Source organism: Stenotrophomonas sp. YJH_SMC_105-26, from assembly GCF_059368915.1.
The window spans coordinates 144,706-163,563 of the sequence record NZ_JCAFSD010000004.1 but is presented as its reverse complement, the minus strand read 5'-3'; the positions used below and the strand labels follow the sequence as shown (position 1 = coordinate 163,563).

Below are 18,858 nucleotides of genomic sequence, written 5' to 3'. Positions count from 1 at the left end.
TCATCCCGGCAATCGGTTGCCGGCCAGCGGCCGGCACTACCGATGGTTTACCCCAACCGCCACAGCAGCAGGCGGTTGTTGGCCGGCATCGCTACATCCCCCAGGCGGGTGAATCCGTGGTCGGCGGCCAGCGCCTGCACCGCTTCGCTATCGCGGATGCCGCTGCGCGGGTCGCGCGCCTTCAGCCAGGCATCGAACTGCGCGTTGCTGTCGCTGCTGTAGCGGCCGCCGTAGTTGAACGGGCCGTACGCGGCCAGCAGCGCGCCGCGACGCAGCACCGATGGCAGCGCGGCGAACAACGCCTGCACGTGCGCCCAACTCATGATGTGCAGCGTGTTGGCGCTGAACGCGGCGTCGAACGTGCTGCCCTGTGGCAGGCTGAGCCCAGGCGCCGGTGGCAGTTCCACCTGCAGCGCCACCGCCGGCAGCAGGTTCAGCAGCGCCGCTTCCGCGCGCCAGGCCTCGATGCCGGGCAGATGGTCCGGATGGTCGCTGGGCTGCCAGCGCAGCCAGGGCCAACGCTCGGCGAAGAAGGCCGCGTGCTGGCCGGTGCCGCTGCCGATTTCCAGCACCCGATGGCGGTCGCCCATCCACGGGTCGAGTGCGGCGGCGATCGGTTCGCGGTTGCGCTCGCAGGCTTCTGAATGCGGCTTGCTCGACATCAGGACGGTGTCCAGGCGGGGTCGGCCCATTGTGCACGAGGGGGGGTGTTCCGAGCAGGGCTGCGCCCTGCACCTGCTTCAAGCCACAGCAACGGCAACAGCCAAAGCAACAACAACAGCGGGCTTCCTGAGGGATGGCGGGGTGGATCCGGTGGCAGGGGACGCCGTAAATCCGTCCATGGAGGCTCGGTCGCGCCATCCATGGCGCTCACGCCCCTGCCACTGGACCCACCCCGCCTTCGACAGTTTCCTGCGGTCTGTTGGAACGGCTCTTGGGGTCAGATCCGTTTTCCGCAGGAAAACGGATCTGACCCCGAATTTCATTCGATATCTGACAGATGTGTCGACCAAGGTCGACACCTACCAGCAGCGCACGGAATCTGTCAGAGGCGGGGCGGTGTGGGTGGGCAGGACCGTTGGCGCCATGGATGGCGCCATCGAGCCCCCAGGGGTGAGGGCGCTTTGCTTGCGAAGCACTGCTTCGCAAGCGCCCGAACGCACAGCCGCCAGCGGCTGGGCCGGACCCCGGAGGGGGGTTTACGGCGTGTCCTGCCCACCCACACCGCGCCGCCATCCCTCAGCAAGCCCGCTGTTGCTGTGGCTGTTGCTCCGGCTCTGAGCAGGTGCAGGGCTGCAAGCCCTGCCGAAACACCCCCAACCATGACTGCAGTCACTTGCCCGGATGCCCCGCGCTGGCGAAAGTCGAGTGGTTGACGTGATCGGCTCGGCCCGTTGCCGGCCGCACGCAAGCGAGAGAGAGAAACGCTGTGCAACGACGTGAGTTCCTGGCTTTTTCCGGTCTGGGCCTGGCGGGCCTGCTGCTGCCGCATTCCCGTGCCATCGCCGCCGAGCAACTGCTCGCCCCGGTCGACACCCTCCAGCGCAGGCGCCTGGCGGACGTGGCGCTGGCCACCGCACGCACGGCCAAGGCCAGCTACTGCGATGTGCGCATCGGCCGCTACCTCAACCAGTCGGTCATCACCCGCGAGCATCAGGTCGGCAACGTGACCAACCGCGAATCGTCCGGCGTGGGCGTGCGGGTGATCGTCAACGGGGCCTGGGGCTTCGCTGCCACCCACCAGCAGACCGAGGCCGCCGTACGCGCTGCGGTCGAGCAGGCGGCCGCGATCGCCCGCGCCAACGCCAGCATCCAGACCCGGCCGGTGCAGCTGGCGCCGACGCCGCCGGTCGGGGAGGTGCGCTGGCAGACCCCCGTCCGCAGGAACGCGATGGCGGTGCCGATCCAGGACAAGGTCGAACTGCTGCTGGCCCTCAATGCCGCCGCGCTGGATGCGGGCGCCGACTACATCAATTCCACCCTGTTCCTGGTCAACGAACAGAAGTACTTCGCCTCCAGCGATGGCTCGTTCATCGACCAGGACATCCATCGCATCTGGCTGCCGTTCACCGCCACCGCCATCGACAAGGCCAGCGGCAGGTTCCGCACCCGCGCCGGCCTGTCCTCGCCGATGGGCATGGGCTATGAGTTCCTCGATGGCGATGCGCGCGGCAAGGTGCACCTGCCCGGTGGCATCACCGCTTACCGCGATTCCTACGACCCGGTCGAGGACGCCATTGCGGCCGCCCGCCACGCGCGCGAGAAACTGAAGGCGCCGTCGGTGAAGCCCGGCAAGTACGACCTGGTGCTGGACCCGTCCAACCTGTTCCTGACCATCCACGAGAACGTCGGCCACCCGCTGGAGCTGGACCGCGTGCTCGGCTACGAAGCCAACTACGCCGGCACCAGCTTCGCCACGCTGGACAAGCGCGATGCGGGTTTCCGCTGGGGCAGCGACATCGTCACCTTCTTCGCCGACAAGACCCAGCCGGGCAGCCTCGGTGCGGTCGGCTACGACGACGAGGGCGTCAAGACCCAGCGCTGGGACCTGGTGCGCGACGGCATCCTGGTCGATTACCAGGCCACCCGCGATGAAGCCCATATCCTCGGCCGCGATGCATCGCATGGCTGCAGCTACGCCGATTCCTGGTCCAGCGTGCAGTTCCAGCGCATGGCCAATGTCTCGCTGGCGCCGGGCAAGCAGCCGCTCAGCGTCGAGGACATGATCAAGGACGTGGAGAACGGTATCTACATCCACGGCCGGGGGTCGTACTCGATCGACCAGCAGCGCTACAACGCGCAGTTCGGTGGCCAGCTGTACTACCAGATCAAGGACGGAAAGATCGCCGGCATGGTCGAGGATGCGGCCTACCAGATCCGCACGCCGGAATTCTGGAATGCCTGCACGGCCATCTGCGATGAACGCGATTTCCGCCTGGGCGGTTCGTTGTTCGACGGCAAGGGCCAGCGCGGCCAGGTCTCGGCGGTCTCGCACGGTTCGTCCACCACCCGCTTCAACGGCATCAACATCATCAACACCGCGCGCAGTCTCGGCGCTTGAGCCACCCATCCTTCGACATGGAGAGCAGCCTTGCAAAGACGTGACTTCCTGGCCCTGACCGGGCTTACCGCGGGCGGGCTGATCGTGCCCTCCTTCTTCGGCAAGGTGATCGCCGCCGAGCAGCTGCAGTCCAGCCTCGACCCGGCATTGAAGAAGCGCCTGGCCGACGCGGCGCTGCAGGCGGCGCGCAGCGCCGGTGCCACCTACTGCGACGTGCGCATCGGCCGCTACCTGCGGCAGTTCGTGATCACCCGCGAGGACAAGGTGCAGAACGTGGTGAACACCGAGTCCACCGGCGTGGGCATCCGCGTGATCGTCAACGGCGCCTGGGGCTTTGCCGCCACCAACGCACTGGGTACCGCCGACGTGGCCAGGGCCGCGCAGCAGGCGGCGGCCATCGCCAAGGCCAATGCCGGCGTGCAGACCGCACCGGTGCAGCTGGCCAAGGCGCCGGGCGTGGGTGAGGTGAGCTGGCGCACGCCGATCCGCAAGAATGCGATGGAGGTGCCGATCAAGGACAAGGTCGGCCTGCTGCTGGACGTCAACGCTGCCGCAATGGGCGCTGGTGCCAGCTTCGTCAACTCGATGCTGTTCCTGGTCAACGAGCAGAAGTACTTTGCTTCCACCGATGGTTCCTATATCGACCAGGACGTGCACCGCATCTGGGCGCCGATGACGGTCACCGCCATCGACAAGAGCAGCGGCAAGTTCCGCACCCGTTCGGGCCTGTCCTCGCCGATGGGCCTGGGCTACGAGTACCTGGACGGCGCCGCCGCCGGCAAGGTGGTCAGCCCGAATGGCGTGGTCAACTACAGTTCTTCCTACGACATGAAGGAAGACGCCATCGCCGCCGCCCGGCAGGCGCAGGAAAAGCTGAAGGCCCCGTCGGTGAAGCCGGGCAAGTACGATCTGGTGCTCGATCCGTCGCATACCTGGCTGACCATCCACGAGTCGATCGGCCACCCGCTGGAACTGGACCGCGTGCTCGGCTACGAAGCCAACTACGCCGGCACCAGCTTCGCCACCCTAGACAAGCGCGAACAGCATTTCCAGTACGGCAGCGAGCTGGTCAACATCTTCGCCGACAAGACCCAGCCCGGCAGCCTCGGCGCGGTGGCATACGACGATGAAGGCGTGAAGTGCAAGCGCTGGGACCTGATCAGCAACGGCAAGCTGGTGGACTACCAGACCATCCGCGACCAGGCCCACATCCTCGGCAAGACCGAGTCCGACGGCTGCTGCTATGCCGACTCGTGGTCCAGCGTGCAGTTCCAGCGCATGGCCAACGTGTCGATGGCACCGGGCAAGACGCCGCTGAGCGTGCCGGACCTGATCAAGGACGTGGAGAACGGCATCTACATCATCGGTGATGGCTCGTTCTCGATCGACCAGCAGCGCTACAACGCGCAGTTCGGCGGCCAGCTGTTCTACGAGATCAAGAACGGCCAGATCACCCGCATGCTGGAAGACGTGGCTTACCAGATCCGCACGCCGGAGTTCTGGAACGCCTGCACCGCCGTGGCCGACGAACGCGACTACCGCCTGGGCGGTTCGTTCTTCGACGGCAAGGGCCAGCCGGGACAGGTCTCGGCGGTCTCGCACGGCTCGTCCACCGCGCGCTTCAACGGCATCAACGTCATCAACACCGCACGCAGCCTCGGCTGACCGGTCAGGAGCCCTTACACCATGAGTATCTTCACCGAAGCCCAGGCCAAGGCCATCCTCGACAAGGTCATCGCCCTGTCCAAGGCCGACGAGTGCACCGCCGTGCTGGCCGGCGCGATCAGCGGCAACATCCGCTTCGCGCTGAACAATGTCTCCACCAGTGGCATTGTCGACAACACCGAACTGGCAGTCACCGTCGCCTTCGGCAAGCGCGTCGGCACCGCCTCGATCAACGAGTTCGACGATGCCGCGCTGGAACGCGTGGTGCGCCGTGCCGAAGACCTGGCCCGCCTGGCCCCGGAGAACCCGGAGTTCATGCCGGCCATCGGCAAGCAGAGCTACCGCGCCAGCCCCACCTTCAGCGAATCCACTGCTGCCATCGATCCGGCGTTCCGTGCCAAGGTCGCCGCCGATTCGATCGCCCCGTGCCGTGGTCACGGCCTGATCGCCGCCGGCTTCCTCGAGGACGGCCAGGGCTTCCAGGCCACCGCCAACAGCAACGGCAACTTCGCCTACCAGCGCACCACCAACTTCGATTACACCTGCACTGTGCGCACTGAAGATGGCCGCGGCTCGGGCTGGGTCGGCCGCAACCTGAAGGATGCGGCCGACTTCAAGGCCGACCAGGACATCCGCATCGCCATGCGCAAGGCCACCGAGTCGGCCGAAGCCAAGGCGCTGGAACCGGGCAAGTACACGGTGATCCTGGAGCCGGCCGCAGCGGCAGGCCTGATCAGCTTCATGATGAACTTCTTCAGTGCGCGCTCGGCCGATGAAGGCCGCAGCTTCCTGTCGAAGAAGGGTGGTGGCAACAAGCTGGGCGAGCAGGTCTACGACCCGCGCGTGACCATGATCGCCGATCCGTGGCATCCGGACGCACCGGTGCTGCCGTGGGACAACGAAGGCCTGCCGCGCGAGCGCATGGCCATCATCGAGAACGGCAAGATCGCCAACCTGGACTACTCGCGCTTCTGGGCGCAGAAGCAGGGCAAGACCGCCAAGGCCTCGCCGGGCAACCTGCTGATGAGCGGTGGCGACAAAAGCACCGCCGAGCTGGTGCGTGGCACCCAGAAGGGCATCCTGGTCACGCGTACCTGGTACATCCGCATGGTCGATCCGCAGACGGTGCTGCTGACCGGCCTCACCCGCGACGGCACCTTCTACATCGAGAACGGCCAGATCAAGCACCCGGTGAAGAACTTCCGCTTCAACGAGTCGCCGGTGATCATGCTCAACAACATCGAAGAGCTGGGCAAGCCGGTGCGTGTGGCCGGTGATGAGTCCAGCTACGTGATGATGATCCCGCCGATGAAGCTGCGCGATTTCACCTTCACCTCGCTGTCCGACGCCGTCTGATGGATCGCCGGGCCTGCCTGCGCTGGTTGGCCGCTGCCGCTTCGGCGGCGGCGCTGCCGGCCTGGGCACAGGCAGGCCCGCGCAGTTCGCGCTACGACTTCTGGTTCACCCGCCTGCAGTACGACTCCGGTGACTGGGACGTGGACGCGCGCATGCCGTCCAACCTGATCACCTCGCTGATCGACTACACCTCGCTGCGCGTGGACCCGCAGGAGCACGTGGTGGCACTGGCCGACCCGCGCATGCTGGAAGCGCCGTTCTGCTACCTGGCCGGCCACACGCTGGTGGAGTTCAATGCCGCCGAGCGGCAGAACTTCGTGCGCTATGTGCGCAATGGTGGCTTCGTCTTCGTCGACGACTGCAACCACGATATCGATGGGCTGTTCGCCACCTCGTTCGAGGCACAGATGGGCCGCCTGTTTGGTCCCAGGGCACTGCAGAAGCTGCCCAACAGCCACCCGCTGTACCGCAGCTTCTTCCGTTTCCCCGATGGCCCGCCGGCCACCAGCTTCGAACTCAACGGCTGGGGCGACGACCTGGTGCACGACTACCTGAAGGGCATCGAGATCGATGGCCGCCTGGGGCTGCTCTACAGCAACAAGGACTACGGCTGCGAGTGGGACTACGACTGGCGCAACAAGCGTTTCCTGGCCGAAGACAACACCCGCTTCGGCGTCAACATCGTGATGTACGCGTTGAACAATTGATAGGACCGGCACGCCCATGACTTCCCCCGACCTCGATTCCCTGTTGCCACGCCTGGATGCGCTGCGCGCCGCGCTTGCACGCGCCGTGGTGGGCCAGCACACCGTGGTCGAGCAGCTGCTGATCGGCCTGCTGGCCGGCGGCCACTGCCTGCTGGAAGGCGCGCCCGGGCTCGGCAAAACCTTGCTGGTGCGCTCGCTCGGGCAGGCGCTGGAACTGCAGTTCCGGCGCGTGCAGTTCACCCCCGACCTGATGCCCAGCGACATCCTCGGCACCGAACTGCTGGAGGAAGACCACGGCACCGGCCATCGCCATTTCCGTTTCCAGCAGGGCCCGATCTTCACCCACCTGCTGTTGGCAGACGAACTCAACCGCACCCCGCCCAAGACCCAGGCCGCACTGCTGGAAGCGATGCAGGAACGCACGGTCAGCTACGCCGGCACCACCTACGCACTGCCGGCGCCGTTCTTCGTGCTGGCCACACAGAACCCGATCGAGCAGGCGGGTACTTACCCGCTGCCGGAAGCGCAGCTGGACCGCTTCCTGCTGCACGTGCTGGTGGATTACCCCAGCGAGGACGAGGAGCGGCAGATCCTGGAACAGACCACCGGCGGCGCCACCGACGCGGTGCCGAAGGTGATGGATGCAGAGGCGGCGATCGCGCTGCAGGCCGCCGTACGCCAGGTGCATGTCAGCCCGGATGTGCTGGCCTGGATCACCCGCCTGGTGCGCGCCAGCCGCCCAGGCGAAGGCGCACCCGCCGCGATCAACCAGTGGGTGAAGTGGGGCGCGGGCCCGCGCGCCGGGCAGTCGCTGGTGCTGGCGGCAAAAGCGCGCGCATTGCTGCAGGGCCGCTTTGCCGCCACCCGCGAGGATGTGCAGGCGCTGGCCGCGCCGGTGATGCGCCATCGCCTGCTGCTGTCGTTCGCCGCCGAGGCCGAGCAGAAGCGTGCCGACGACGTGGTCGCCGCCCTGCTGCAGGCTGTGCCGTTCCCGGGTTGAGCCACGCGTGAACGCCGGTACCCCGCTGACCTTGCCACCGGAACTGCGTGCGCGCCTGCGCACGCTCCGCGTGCGGCCACGCCTGGCCAGCGGCGCCAGTGGCATCGGCCAGCACGCCAGCCGCAGCCGCGGTGCCGGCCTCGAATTCGCCCAGTACCGTGCCTACGAACCAGGCGATGAGCTGCGCCAGATCGACTGGAAGCTGTATGCACGCTCGGACCGCTTCTTCGTGCGCGAATCCGAACGCGAAAGCCCGATCACGGTCTGGCTGCTGCTTGATGCCACCGCCTCGGCCGGGCAGGCCGATCGCGCGGCACCGCAGCGCACCCGCCTGGACCACATGCGCGGTGTGGCCGCCTGCGTGGTGGAACTGGCCCTGCAGCAGGGCGACCGTTTCGGCCTGCTGGCGATCAATGGCGATGGACTGCAGTTGGTGCCCGCAGCGAACGGCGCACGCCAGCGTGATCGCGTGCACCTGCAACTGCATGCGCTGCAGGCGCGTGGCGGCTGGCCTGTGGCCGATCGCCTGCGCCCGCTGTGGGAGCGCTTGCGCCCGGGCGACCTGCTGCTGGCGATCGGCGACGGTTTTGACGAGGCCGGCATTGTGCTGCTGGAACAACTGGCCAGCGCACGCCGCGAAGTGGCACTGCTGCAGATCCTCACCGCCGACGAGCGTGACTTCCCGTTCGGCGCAGGCCATCGCTTCCGCGATCCGGAGACCGGCGAGGAACTGCTGGGCGATGGCGCGGCGATCCGCACCGACTACCTGCAACGCTTCGCTGACGCACGCAACGCATTGCAGTCGCGCCTGCAGGCCAGCGGCATCGCCAGTGCCACTGGCTGGCTCGACCAGCCGCTGGACCAACCACTGCAGGCACTGTTTGGCCGCAGGGGCGGCGCATGACCCTGCTGTTCCCGTTGGGCCTGGCCGCGCTCGCTGCAGGGTTGCTGCCGCTGCTGATCCACCTCGCCCGCCGCCATCCGTACACACCGCTGGATTTCGCCGCGCTGCGCTGGCTGCGTGCACAGATCCGGCCGCGCCAGCGCATCCGCTTCGATGACTGGCCGTTGCTGCTGGTGCGCCTGCTGTTGCTGGCCGCGTTGGCCTTGCTGCTGGCACGACCTGCATTGACCGGGCCTGCGCCAGCCCCCACTGCGTGGACGGTCGTAGCCTCAGGGCTGGACGCGACCGCACTACGCGGCACCGCCGAAGCGGGCAACTGGCATTGGCTGGCGCCCGGCTTCCCGGCCATTGATGAAGTGCCACCCGCGTCCACGGCTTCCCTGCCCAGCCTGCTGCGCGAACTGGACGCACAGCTGCCTGCGGGCACCGCATTGACCGTGCACGTTCCCGATCCCCTGCCCGGCCTGGACGGCGCACGCCTGCAGCTGTCGCGCGAGGTGCAGTGGCGCCCGCAGCCGATACCGGTGAGTGAGCAACCGAGTGCCGCAACGTTGCCGCGCCTGCGCGTGCACAGCGATGCATCGGCCGTCGTCCAGCACTGGTTGAATGCACTGCAGCGCGCGTGGGGCAGGCAGGCGCCGCTCGCGCCTCTGGTGGCGGATGCGCTGCCCGAACGCGGCGAGATCGGCGTGTGGAGCCGCAACAGCGCACTGCCGGCAAACTGGCAGGCGTGGCTGCAGGACGGTGGACGTGTAGTGACTGCCGGCAAGCCTGCCGCCGAGGCCAGCATCCTGCTGCGCAACACCGAGGGCACCCCGCTGCTGTGGCAGCAACGCATCGGCCACGGTGTCCTGCTGTCTCTGCCCGGCGACTGGGATGCCTCAGGCAACGCTGCGCTGCGCGATCCGCAGTTGCCACGCGCGCTGCTGCTGGCTCTGCAGCCGCCTCCACTGCCACGCCTTGGCGATGCCCGGGACCAGGCCCCCCGCCAGGCAGCACTGCCTGCGGCAACGCCGCCGCTGCGCAAGCTCACCCCGTGGTTGCTGCTGGCCATCGTGCTGCTGTTCGCGCTGGAACGCTGGATGGCCAGCAGTCATCGACGCGGGGGGCCCGCATGAACACCCTGCAGCTCGCCTGGCAGCTCGCCTGGCAGCACGCGCGCCGCCGCCGTGCGCTCGTCACCCTGCTGCTGGGCCTGCCGTGGGCGCTGGCCGCAACGGTGCTGGCGCTGCGCCTGGCGGGCTTCGATATGGCCTGCGTGATCGGCACCATCGGCCTGCTTGCCTGCGCAGCGCTCGCCACGGCACGCTCCCGCCAGCTGGACCCGCAGTGGTTGCAGCGCCAGCTCGATGGCAGCGGCGCCAGTGAGGACAGTGCCGACCTGCTGTTTGCCGATGCGCTTACCCTCAATCCGCTGCAGCAGCGCCAGCGCGCGCATGTGCTGGCCACGCTGGAACGCGCGATGCCGGAACTGCGTCCGCGCTGGCCGCGTGGAGCATTGGCGCTGTGCTGGATCGCAGGCCTGGCCATCGTTGCGCTGGCATTCGGCTGGCCACGTTCCAGCCCCGGCTCCGCGCCGGCCCGTGCGTCGGCGCCTGGCAGCACGGCTGCCGCGGGCCCACTGCACCTGCAGTCCACCCGCATGCGCATCGACGCGCCGGCCTATACCGGCCAAGCCACGCTCACCCAGAACGCACTGGATGCCAAGGTCGCCGCCGACAGCCGGCTGTCGTGGTCGTTGCGCTTCGATCGCGCACCGGACAAAGCATGGCTGCAGTTCCACGATGGTCGCCGGTTGCCGCTGAACGAACACGATGGCCAGTGGCAGGCACAGGATGTGGCGCGCACGCCGGTGCTGTACCGCGTGGTGAGCGAGCCGGCGTTGGCCGGAACCGACCTGCATCGTCTGGACGTGGTCGCCGACCGCGCGCCCGGCGTACGCGTGCTGGAGCCGGCCGCCAGCCTGGTGCTGGGCACGCCCGGGCAACGCCAGTGGTCGTTGCGCTTCGAGGCCACCGACGACTATGGCGTAGCCGCGCAGGCAACGCTGTCGATCACCACCACCCAGGGCAGCGGTGAGAACATCACCTTCGTGAAACGCAGCGTGACGCTTGCCGGCAGCGGCGAAGCCACCGCGCGGCGTTTCGCCCACACGCTTGATCTGGCTGCGCTGGGCGCGCAACCGGGCAACGATGTCATCGCCCAGCTGGAAGTGCGCGACAACCGCGCGCCAACACCGCAGACCGGGCGCAGCAGCAGCGTGATCCTGCGCCTGCCCAGCGCCGAGGTTGCACTCGGTGCCGAACTGGAAGGCCGCATCAAGAAGACCCTGCCGGCCTATTTCCGCAGCCAGCGGCAGATCATCATCGATGCCGAAGCGCTGATCCGGCAGCGACGCAGCCTCGCCGCCGAGGACTTCGTGAAACGCAGCGATGCGATCGGTGTCGACCAGCGCATCCTGCGCCTGCGCTATGGCCAGTTCCTGGGCGAAGAAAGCGAAGGTGCACCGAAGCCACCGCCGACCAGCGACCTGCCCACCAGCGATGCGCCGACCGCAGACAGCCACGACGACGAACACGATCACGACCATGGCGCCGAGGCCGGTGCGCACGACGCGCATGGCCACGACCACGGCGGCAAGGCGTCCAATGCCGATGCGCCACCGGTGTTCGGCAGCGCCACCGATGTGCTGTCGGAGTACGGCCACACCCACGACCATGCCGAGGCCGCGACCCTGCTCGACCCACAGACCCGCGCCACGCTGAAGGCCGCGCTGGACCAGATGTGGTCGGCCGAAGGCGAGCTGCGCCAGGGCCGTCCGGAGCAGGCACTGCCGTTCGCCTACAAGGCACTGGGGTTCATCAAGCAGGTGCAGCAGGCCGAACGCATCTACCTGGCACGGGTGGGGCCGGAGCTGCCGCCGATCGATGAAGGCCGCCGGCTGGGTGGCGATCGCGCTGGGCTGGCCAGCCGTGAACTGCCGTTGGCCGCCCGCACCCCGCCCGATCCGGCCATCGTCGAAGCGTGGCAGCGCCTCGGCGATGACACCAGCGTGCCCGACCTCGACGCACTCGCCAGCTGGCAGCAGCGCAATGCCGCCTACCTGCCCGACGCACTCGATCTGGCTGCCGCCATCGAGCAGCTGCGCATCGAACCCGGTTGCCGCGACTGCCGCCAGCGCCTGCGCGCGCAGCTGTGGCGGGCGCTGCAGCGTCCATTGCCGCAGGCGATGCGGCGCAGTGCCGCCGATGCGATGGCGCAGCGGTACCTTGATGCGCTGGAGGCACAGCCATGAACGCCTCCGCTGTGAACCTGTGGATTGCGCTGGCACTCGCCCTGATCGTGGTCATCGCCAGCGTGCGCCAGCTGCGTGGCAATGCCGCGCGTCGTGGCCGCCAGTGGATCGTGATTGCGCTGCAGCTGATCGCTGCCACGCTGCTGTACTTCTGCCTGGTCCCGCCCACCGGCCAGCAACCCGCAGTCGGCCTGGTCGTGCTGGGAATCGATGCCGACAAGGCCGGCGCGTTGCCGGCCAGCGCAGGCCCGCGGCTGCTGTTGCCTGAGGCTGCCGATGTGCCTGGGGGCCAGCGCGTGCCGGACCTGGCCACGGCGCTGCGCCAGCATCCGGCTTCCACGCTGACGCTGGTCGGTGCCGGCCTGGTCGCGCGTGACCGCGACGCGGTACTGCCACGCGACGTGCGCTGGCAGCCGGTAGCTCCGACGCGCGGGTGGATCGCGCTGCAGCCACCCGCCGACACCGCGCCCGGCGCACGCTTCGACGTGCATGCACAGGCGCGCGGCGTCGCCAAGGCCAAGGCGGAACTGCTTGACCCCGCCGACAGCGTGGTCGATCGCGTGGACGTTGCCGAGGACGGTCACGTGCAGCTCAGCGGCATCGCCCGCGCCGAGGGCCGCAGCGTGTTCCAGCTGCGCCTGCTCGATGCCGGCGGTCATGTGGTGGACAGCGCGCCGGTACCGCAGCAGACCCTGCCGGCGGCACCGCTGCGCATGCTGGTGCGTGCCAGTGCGCCGGGCCCGGAGCTGAAGTACCTGCGCCGCTGGGCCGCCGATACCGGCATCCGCGTGCAGGTACAGGCCGATACCGGGGCAGGTGTCAGCGTGGGGGATGGCGCGGTCGCGCTGGATGCAGCGTCACTCGCGCGCAGCGATCTGTTGCTGCTGGACGAGCGCAGCCTGACCGCATTGAGTGCCGGCCAGCTGGCTGCCGTGCGGCAGGCGTTGCGTGACGGCCTTGGCGTTCTGTTGCGCAGTGCAGGCGCACCTGCAGCCGGCGCGCGCCAGCGCCTCCGCGATCTGGGCCTGCCAGTGCAGGGCGATGGCAGCAGCCACGCCCTCGAACTTCCCGGCGATGGCGACAGCGCGGTCCTCGCCGCACGACGCGGCCCGCTCGCCGCCGGAACGCTGCCGACCGGCTACGGCGAGGACGCTGACCGCAGCTCGCACAATGCGCCCCTGCCCGCGCTGGAAGCACTGGCGCTGCAGGCGCCAGGCAGCAACGCCCTGCTGCGGGATGGGACGGGCAAGGCCGTCGGCGGCTGGCGCGCGGTCGGCAAGGGCCGCATCGGCCTGCTGCCGATCACCGACAGCTGGCGCTGGGTGTTGGCCGGACGCGATGATCGCCACGGTGAACTCTGGAGCAGCGTCGTCGCCACGCTGGCGCGCGCGCAGGGCAGCGGTGATGCGCTGTGGTCGCCGCAGACGCTCGGCTGGGCGGTCGAACGGCAGGCGCTGTGCGGCGTGCAGGCGCCACTGCAGGTCTTCAACGCGCGCGGAGACAGCGTGCCCCTGATCGTTGACGGCGCAACGTCGACCCTGCGCTGCGCCGGCTGGTGGCCGCGCGAGGCGGGTTGGCAGCGCCTGCAGCACGGCGACACCACGGTCTGGCGCTATGTGTTCGACCCGAAGGCCGCACCTGCACTGCACCAGCAGGCGATGATCGATGCAACCACGCGGGCGCTGGCCGTCAGCGGGCCGACGAACACGGCGATGATGCAGCCCGTGCCGGGCTCGCGCTGGCCCTGGTGGCTGGCGTTCACGGTGTGCGCTTCGCTGCTGTGGTGGCTGGAGCGGCGGCGCTGACCCGGGGTCGGATCCCTTTCGCCCACGAAAGGGCTCTGACCCCCTCCGTCATGCGTCCTTCAGCGTTTCCCCGCGCGCCGGTAAACGCCGTTGAAGCGCACGTTCATGCCACCGCATTCGCTGTTGTCGGCCACGATCAGCACCTCGCCCAGCGAGTGCACGCGCACCCGGCACGTGTCCTCGACGAACTCGACATCAGCACCACGCGGCGTCGCGCGCGCTTCCACCTGGCCCATGTTCGGGCCATACGGGCGCTGTTCCGGCGTGGGGTTGGCAGAAGGCCAGTAGGCGTCGCCATCCACATGCAGTTGTCCACCCTGCACGGTGATGCGCAGGCCGTTGTCGCCGTCTTTCCAGTGGCCCACCCAGTCCTGCAGCGTTGGCACGGCCACCGGCAACGGCTGCAGCTTGCTGCGGTCCACCCAGCCGGCGCTGCCGCCCACCTTGTTCGGGAAGAACGCACAGCGGTAGCGGCCAAGGTCGCGACCGGTCACCACCGTATCGCCGTTGACCACATAGCTGCGCTGGCGGCAGGCCGGTTCGCCCTTGGCGGGGCACCCGTCCATGTCGCCGAGCAGATACAGGCGCGGTGCGTCGACCACCCGCGCCAGCGCGAACCGGCTCTGTTCGGAGGGGAACGCGCCATTGCGGCACGCGCCATCACCGGCGATGCCGGCAGCAAAGGCGGACGCGGGCAGCAATGCAGCCAGCAGGCAGAACGAACGCAGGAACATGGCAGCGCTATCGGTTGAGGAACCGGCAGGATATACCGGCCTACTTCACCGGCGGTGCATCACCGGCATCCTGCTGCTGGGAGAACCGCAGCGCACGCTGCCGCTGTTCGGCACTGAGCTCAGGCGGTGGCCGGGCGATGGCGGACTGGATCTGGTCGGGGCCACCGGTGAGCTTGTTCAGGCCCCGGCCCGCCGCCAGCACGCCCTTGACCACGCCCATCATGATGTAGCCGCCGCCCATGCTGACCTGCTCCGGTGACGGTGGCTCGCTCCAGTCGCGGCTGAAGCGGTTGTCGCCGAACTTCACCGGGTTCTTGAAGCGGTACAGGTCCAGCGGCTCGTCGTCGGGCTTGAGTGCACGCACCTCGCCGAGGGTGGTGACGTTGTCCTGCGGCAGGGCGGTGGAGATCGGCGCGGTGGCTGCTGCCGGGGCATCAGCAGGGGGAACGGGTGCAGGATCGGGCACCGATACCGGCGCGGCCTGCTGCGCCTGCGCGATGCCGGCCAGCAGCATGCCGGCCAGGAGTGCTCCCTGCGTTCCACGTCGTGCCACAGCCATCCGCCCTGTTGGTTGCGTCCAGCGCCCAAGGATACGGATGCCGGCTTCAGATTTCGTTGCTGCACTGGCAGCTGTTCAGCCAGGGGAGATGCGGCGGCGCCACGGGACGCGAGCACTGAACGGTTCACGCCCTCCGTGTGCGATGTCTCACATCCTGAGACGTGGATGTGGTGCCATGTGACCCCTCGCAATCCGTCCCGGCTCCACTTTCCATGGCTTACGAACTCGCCAAGCGCACCGCCGATGCCGAGCAGAAGCTCGCCACCCGCGATGGCCTGCCCGCCCGTGACGGCGCCCTGCTCAGCGCGCGCCTGCAGCGCCGCTACCAGGACCGCATCACCGGCAGCTTTGCCATTCCCGGCCGCGAGGGCCGCTATGCCCCCATTCCCGATGCGGTACCGCCGGCCCTGGCCGCGGCCCTGAAGGCACGCGGCATCGAGCAGCTCTACAGCCACCAGGCCGAGGCCTGGGAGGCCAGCCAGCGTGGTGAGCACGTGGCCATCGTCACCCCCACCGCCAGCGGCAAGTCGCTGTGCTACACCCTGCCCGTGGTCAGCGCGGCGATGCAGGACAAGGCCAAGGCGCTGTACCTGTTCCCGACCAAGGCGCTGGCACAGGACCAGGTGGCCGAGCTGCTGGAACTCAACCGTGCCGGCGATCTGGGCGTCAAGGCCTTCACCTTCGATGGCGATACCCCGGGTGATGCGCGCCAGGCGATCCGCCTGCATGGCGACATCGTGGTGTCCAACCCGGACATGCTGCACCAGGCGATCCTGCCGCATCACACCAAGTGGGCGCAGTTCTTCGAGAACCTGCGCTACATCGTCATCGACGAAGTACACACCTACCGCGGCGTGTTCGGCAGCCACGTCACCAACGTGCTGCGCCGGCTCAAGCGCATCTGCGCGTTCTACGGCGTGCAACCACAGTTCATCCTGTGCTCGGCCACCATCGGCAATCCGCAGGCGCATGCCGAGGCGTTGATCGAGGCACCGGTCACCGCGATCACCGAATCCGGTGCGCCCAGCGGACCGAAACAGGTACTGCTGTGGAACCCGCCGGTGATCAATCCGGACCTGGGCCTGCGCGCCTCGGCACGCTCGCAGAGCAACCGCATCGCGCGCATCGCGATCAAGTCCGGGCTGAAGACCCTGGTGTTCGCGCAGACCCGGTTGATGGTCGAAGTGCTGACCAAGTACCTGAAGGACATCTTCGACCACGACCCGCGCAAGCCGCCGCGCATCCGCGCCTACCGTGGCGGCTACCTGCCCACCGAGCGCCGCGAGACCGAGCGTGCGATGCGCGCCGGCAACATCGACGGCATCGTCAGCACGTCGGCGCTGGAACTGGGCGTGGATATCGGCAGCCTGGACGTGGTCATTCTCAACGGCTATCCCGGCAGCGTGGCCGCCACCTGGCAGCGCTTCGGCCGCGCCGGTCGCCGCCAGCAGCCGGCGCTGGGGGTGATGGTGGCCAGCTCGCAGCCGCTGGACCAGTACGTGGTGCGGCACCCGGACTTCTTCGCCGAGGCCTCGCCCGAACATGCACGCATTGCACCTGACCAGCCGCTGATCCTGTTCGACCACATCCGCTGCGCAGCCTTTGAACTGCCGTTCCGGGTTGGCGATGGCTTCGGCCCGATCGATCCGGAAGTGTTCCTGGAAGCGCTGGCCGAAACCGAAGTCATCCACCGCGAAGGCGAGCGCTGGGAATGGATCGCCGACAGCTATCCGGCCAACGCGGTGAGCCTGCGCGCGGTGGCCGACGGCAACTTCGTGGTGGTCGACCGCAGCGACGGCCGCCAGCAGATCATCGCCGAGGTCGATTATTCCGCCGCCGCACTCACCCTGTACGAAGGCGCCATCCACATGGTGCAGTCCACGCCCTACCAGGTGGAGACGCTGGACTGGGACGGCCGCAAGGCCTATGTCACCCGCACGCATGTGGATTACTACACCGACAGCATCGACTTCACCAAGCTCAAGGTGCTGGACCGTTTCGACGGTGGCGTGGCCGGCCGTGGCGATTCGCACCATGGCGAAGTGCACGTGGTGCGTCGCGTGGCCGGCTACAAGAAGATCCGCTATTACACCCACGAGAACATCGGCTATGGGCCGGTGAACCTGCCCGACCAGGAACTGCACACCACTGCGGTGTGGTGGCAGCTGCCGCAGGCGCTGCTGCTGCGCGCGTTCGCCAGCAAGCAGGATGCGCTCGATGGCTTCCTCGGCGCCGCGTATGCCCTGCACATCGTCGCCACCGTGGCGGTGATGGCCGATGCGCGCGATCTGCAGAAGTCAGTCGGCAACGGCGATGGTGCCTGGTTCGCGATCGCCGACCAGAGCGGCCGTGGCCAGCTGCGCGGCAGCGAAGGCGACCCTGGCGCGGTGGAGCTGCTGCAGGAGTTCGTGCCAACCGTTTATCTGTACGACAACTTTCCTGGCGGCGTTGGCCTGAGCGAGCCGCTGTGGCAGCGCCAGGCCGAGCTGGTGCAGCGCGCGCGCGAACTGGTGCAGCGCTGCGACTGCAAGGCCGGTTGCCCGGCCTGTGTCGGCCCGGTGCTGGCTGCACAGGAGGAAGATGAAACCTCGCCGCGCGCGCTGGCGCTGCGCGTGCTCGACCTGTTCGACGCAGAAGCCTGCCAGCACGTGCGCGACGTGGTGGTGACCACGCGCGAGCCGATGGAGCTGCTGGCACCGTGAGCCTGAGCCTGGACAAGCTGCGCCTGCTGCGGAAGCAGGCCGGCGACCCGAAAGCAGTCACGCCGGTGGCACCCGAGCCGCCCCCCCCGGCGCCGGGCCCGGTAGCCGCCAACGATGCACAGCAGCCACCGGCAGAGCGCTCGGTGTTCGCCTGGGTCGAACAGGAAATCCGCCACAAGCCGACCGGCGCTGCCGCGCCTGTGACGGCCGCCGCACCGTTGCGTCGACCGGAAGTGGGCAGCCTGCACCGCCTGCTCGGCCTGCGCTCGCGTGGTGGAGCCGCACCGGCACGCGCCAGTGCCCAGGATCGCCAGCTCCCCGGCGAGGAAATCGCGCCGGGACTGTTCCTGATCGAGTCGCTGCAGCCGCAATCGATTCCCGCGGAACCGCTTTCCCTGGCTTTCGCCAGGCGCGAGCACGAGCACGTCGCCGCGCGCGACCTGCTGTTCTTCGATACCGAGACCACCGGCCTGGCCGGCGGCACTGGCACCCGCGCCTTCATGATCGGCGCCGCCGACTGGCACGTGTGCCCGCAGCGTGGCGAAGGCCTGCGCATCCGCCAGTTGCTGATGTCGACGATGGCCGCCGAGGACGCGATGCTGGCCACCTTCGCCCGCTGGCTGCAGCCGTCCACCGTGTTCTGCAGCTACAACGGGCGCAGCTACGATGCGCCGCTGCTGAAGACGCGCTACCGGCTGGCCCGCCAGCGTTGCCCGATCAGCGCGCTGGATCACGTCGACCTGCTCTACCCGACCCGCCGCCGCTATCGCGGCACGTGGGAGAACTGCAAGCTGTCCACCATTGAGCGCCAGCTGCTGCGCGTGGTGCGCGAGGATGACCTGCCTGGCTCCGAAGCCCCGGGCGCATGGCTGCGTTTCCTGCGCGGCGGCGATGCGGTGAACCTGCGTCGGGTGGCCGACCACAACCATCAGGACGTGGTCACCCTGGCCCTGCTGCTGCAGCGACTGGTGCGCGAGGAGCAGCGCGAGCGCGAAACACTGGCGCTGGTCGGGCAGTAATGGCCAAGGGCCGCGTTGACATGCCCTGACGGTGGCAGCGGTGACACTGCC

14 protein-coding genes are annotated in these 18,858 nt (G+C 68.5%); 11 read left to right on the top strand and 3 right to left on the bottom strand.

What is annotated here, in order from left to right; translation table 11 throughout:
• Nucleotides 1-47: 47 nt before the first annotated feature.
• The gene (locus tag AC5P7F_RS12265; protein ID WP_142235506.1) at nt 48-662 is read right to left on the bottom strand and encodes a DUF938 domain-containing protein; all 615 of its coding nucleotides are present in this window, start codon (nt 660-662) and stop codon (nt 48-50) included.
• Nucleotides 663-1,429: 767 nt separating this feature from the next.
• Between AC5P7F_RS12265 and AC5P7F_RS12260 the strand changes: the two genes are divergently transcribed.
• From AC5P7F_RS12260 to AC5P7F_RS12220, 9 genes are read left to right on the top strand one after another with little or no spacing between them, the layout of a single operon-like run.
• Nucleotides 1,430-3,061, top strand: coding sequence for a TldD/PmbA family protein (locus AC5P7F_RS12260; RefSeq protein WP_495205415.1), 1,632 nt, complete (start codon nt 1,430-1,432; stop codon nt 3,059-3,061).
• 30 nt (nt 3,062-3,091) lie between these two features.
• Nucleotides 3,092-4,726 carry a TldD/PmbA family protein gene (locus AC5P7F_RS12255; RefSeq protein WP_014645477.1) on the top strand — a complete coding sequence of 545 codons (1,635 nt, stop codon included), beginning with the start codon at nt 3,092-3,094 and terminating at the stop codon, nt 4,724-4,726.
• Between the two features lie 21 nt (nt 4,727-4,747).
• Complete coding sequence (locus AC5P7F_RS12250) at nt 4,748-6,082, top strand: TldD/PmbA family protein (protein ID WP_014645476.1); 1,335 nt, start codon at nt 4,748-4,750, stop codon at nt 6,080-6,082.
• Nucleotides 6,082-6,789: a DUF4159 domain-containing protein gene (locus tag AC5P7F_RS12245; RefSeq protein WP_032957605.1), complete on the top strand. Its 708-nt coding sequence runs from the start codon at nt 6,082-6,084 to the stop codon at nt 6,787-6,789. The genes AC5P7F_RS12250 and AC5P7F_RS12245 overlap by 1 nt, the downstream gene beginning before the upstream one ends.
• A gap of 16 nt (nt 6,790-6,805) precedes the next feature.
• Entirely contained in the window at nt 6,806-7,789 is a 984-nt protein-coding gene (locus AC5P7F_RS12240; protein WP_481462476.1) for an AAA family ATPase, read from the top strand.
• 7 nt (nt 7,790-7,796) lie between these two features.
• Nucleotides 7,797-8,693 (top strand): DUF58 domain-containing protein, encoded by an 897-nt coding sequence (locus AC5P7F_RS12235; RefSeq protein ID WP_164077881.1) that lies wholly within the window; start codon nt 7,797-7,799, stop codon nt 8,691-8,693.
• A complete protein-coding gene (locus tag AC5P7F_RS12230; protein WP_164077880.1) occupies nt 8,690-9,811 on the top strand; it encodes a BatA domain-containing protein in 1,122 nt (373 codons plus the stop codon). Before AC5P7F_RS12235 ends, AC5P7F_RS12230 begins: the two co-directional genes overlap by 4 nt.
• Entirely contained in the window at nt 9,808-11,988 is a 2,181-nt protein-coding gene (locus AC5P7F_RS12225; protein ID WP_495204182.1) for a hypothetical protein, read from the top strand. The genes AC5P7F_RS12230 and AC5P7F_RS12225 overlap by 4 nt, the downstream gene beginning before the upstream one ends.
• A complete protein-coding gene (locus AC5P7F_RS12220) occupies nt 11,985-13,793 on the top strand; it encodes a hypothetical protein (RefSeq protein ID WP_164077878.1) in 1,809 nt (602 codons plus the stop codon). Before AC5P7F_RS12225 ends, AC5P7F_RS12220 begins: the two co-directional genes overlap by 4 nt.
• Nucleotides 13,794-13,852: 59 nt before the next feature.
• Here AC5P7F_RS12220 and AC5P7F_RS12215 read toward each other — a convergent pair whose 3' ends face one another.
• Both AC5P7F_RS12215 and AC5P7F_RS12210 read right to left on the bottom strand, forming a co-directional pair.
• Nucleotides 13,853-14,527 carry a hypothetical protein gene (locus AC5P7F_RS12215; protein ID WP_014645470.1) on the bottom strand — a complete coding sequence of 225 codons (675 nt, stop codon included), beginning with the start codon at nt 14,525-14,527 and terminating at the stop codon, nt 13,853-13,855.
• Nucleotides 14,528-14,567: 40 nt separating this feature from the next.
• Nucleotides 14,568-15,086 carry a hypothetical protein gene (locus tag AC5P7F_RS12210; protein WP_032957598.1) on the bottom strand — a complete coding sequence of 173 codons (519 nt, stop codon included), beginning with the start codon at nt 15,084-15,086 and terminating at the stop codon, nt 14,568-14,570.
• Nucleotides 15,087-15,298: 212 nt separating this feature from the next.
• Between AC5P7F_RS12210 and AC5P7F_RS12205 the strand changes: the two genes are divergently transcribed.
• Nucleotides 15,299-17,788 carry a DEAD/DEAH box helicase gene (locus AC5P7F_RS12205; RefSeq protein WP_014645468.1) on the top strand — a complete coding sequence of 830 codons (2,490 nt, stop codon included), beginning with the start codon at nt 15,299-15,301 and terminating at the stop codon, nt 17,786-17,788.
• Entirely contained in the window at nt 17,785-18,807 is a 1,023-nt protein-coding gene (locus tag AC5P7F_RS12200; protein WP_164077877.1) for a ribonuclease H-like domain-containing protein, read from the top strand. Before AC5P7F_RS12205 ends, AC5P7F_RS12200 begins: the two co-directional genes overlap by 4 nt.
• Nucleotides 18,808-18,858 lie beyond the last annotated feature (51 nt).

Bases quoted from the DNA above. Each gene is read 5' to 3' on its own strand.
- AC5P7F_RS12265 (WP_142235506.1), bottom strand. From the start codon at position 662: ATGTCGAGCAAGCCGCATTCAGAAGCCTGCGAGCGCAACCGCGAACCG.
- AC5P7F_RS12250 (WP_014645476.1), top strand. From the start codon at position 4,748: ATGAGTATCTTCACCGAAGCCCAGGCCAAGGCCATCCTCGACAAGGTC.
- AC5P7F_RS12245 (WP_032957605.1), top strand. From the start codon at position 6,082: ATGGATCGCCGGGCCTGCCTGCGCTGGTTGGCCGCTGCCGCTTCGGCG.
- AC5P7F_RS12240 (WP_481462476.1), top strand. From the start codon at position 6,806: ATGACTTCCCCCGACCTCGATTCCCTGTTGCCACGCCTGGATGCGCTG.
- AC5P7F_RS12230 (WP_164077880.1), top strand. From the start codon at position 8,690: ATGACCCTGCTGTTCCCGTTGGGCCTGGCCGCGCTCGCTGCAGGGTTG.
- AC5P7F_RS12225 (WP_495204182.1), top strand. From the start codon at position 9,808: ATGAACACCCTGCAGCTCGCCTGGCAGCTCGCCTGGCAGCACGCGCGC.
- AC5P7F_RS12220 (WP_164077878.1), top strand. From the start codon at position 11,985: ATGAACGCCTCCGCTGTGAACCTGTGGATTGCGCTGGCACTCGCCCTG.
- AC5P7F_RS12215 (WP_014645470.1), bottom strand. From the start codon at position 14,527: ATGTTCCTGCGTTCGTTCTGCCTGCTGGCTGCATTGCTGCCCGCGTCC.
- AC5P7F_RS12210 (WP_032957598.1), bottom strand. From the start codon at position 15,086: ATGGCTGTGGCACGACGTGGAACGCAGGGAGCACTCCTGGCCGGCATG.
- AC5P7F_RS12205 (WP_014645468.1), top strand. From the start codon at position 15,299: ATGGCTTACGAACTCGCCAAGCGCACCGCCGATGCCGAGCAGAAGCTC.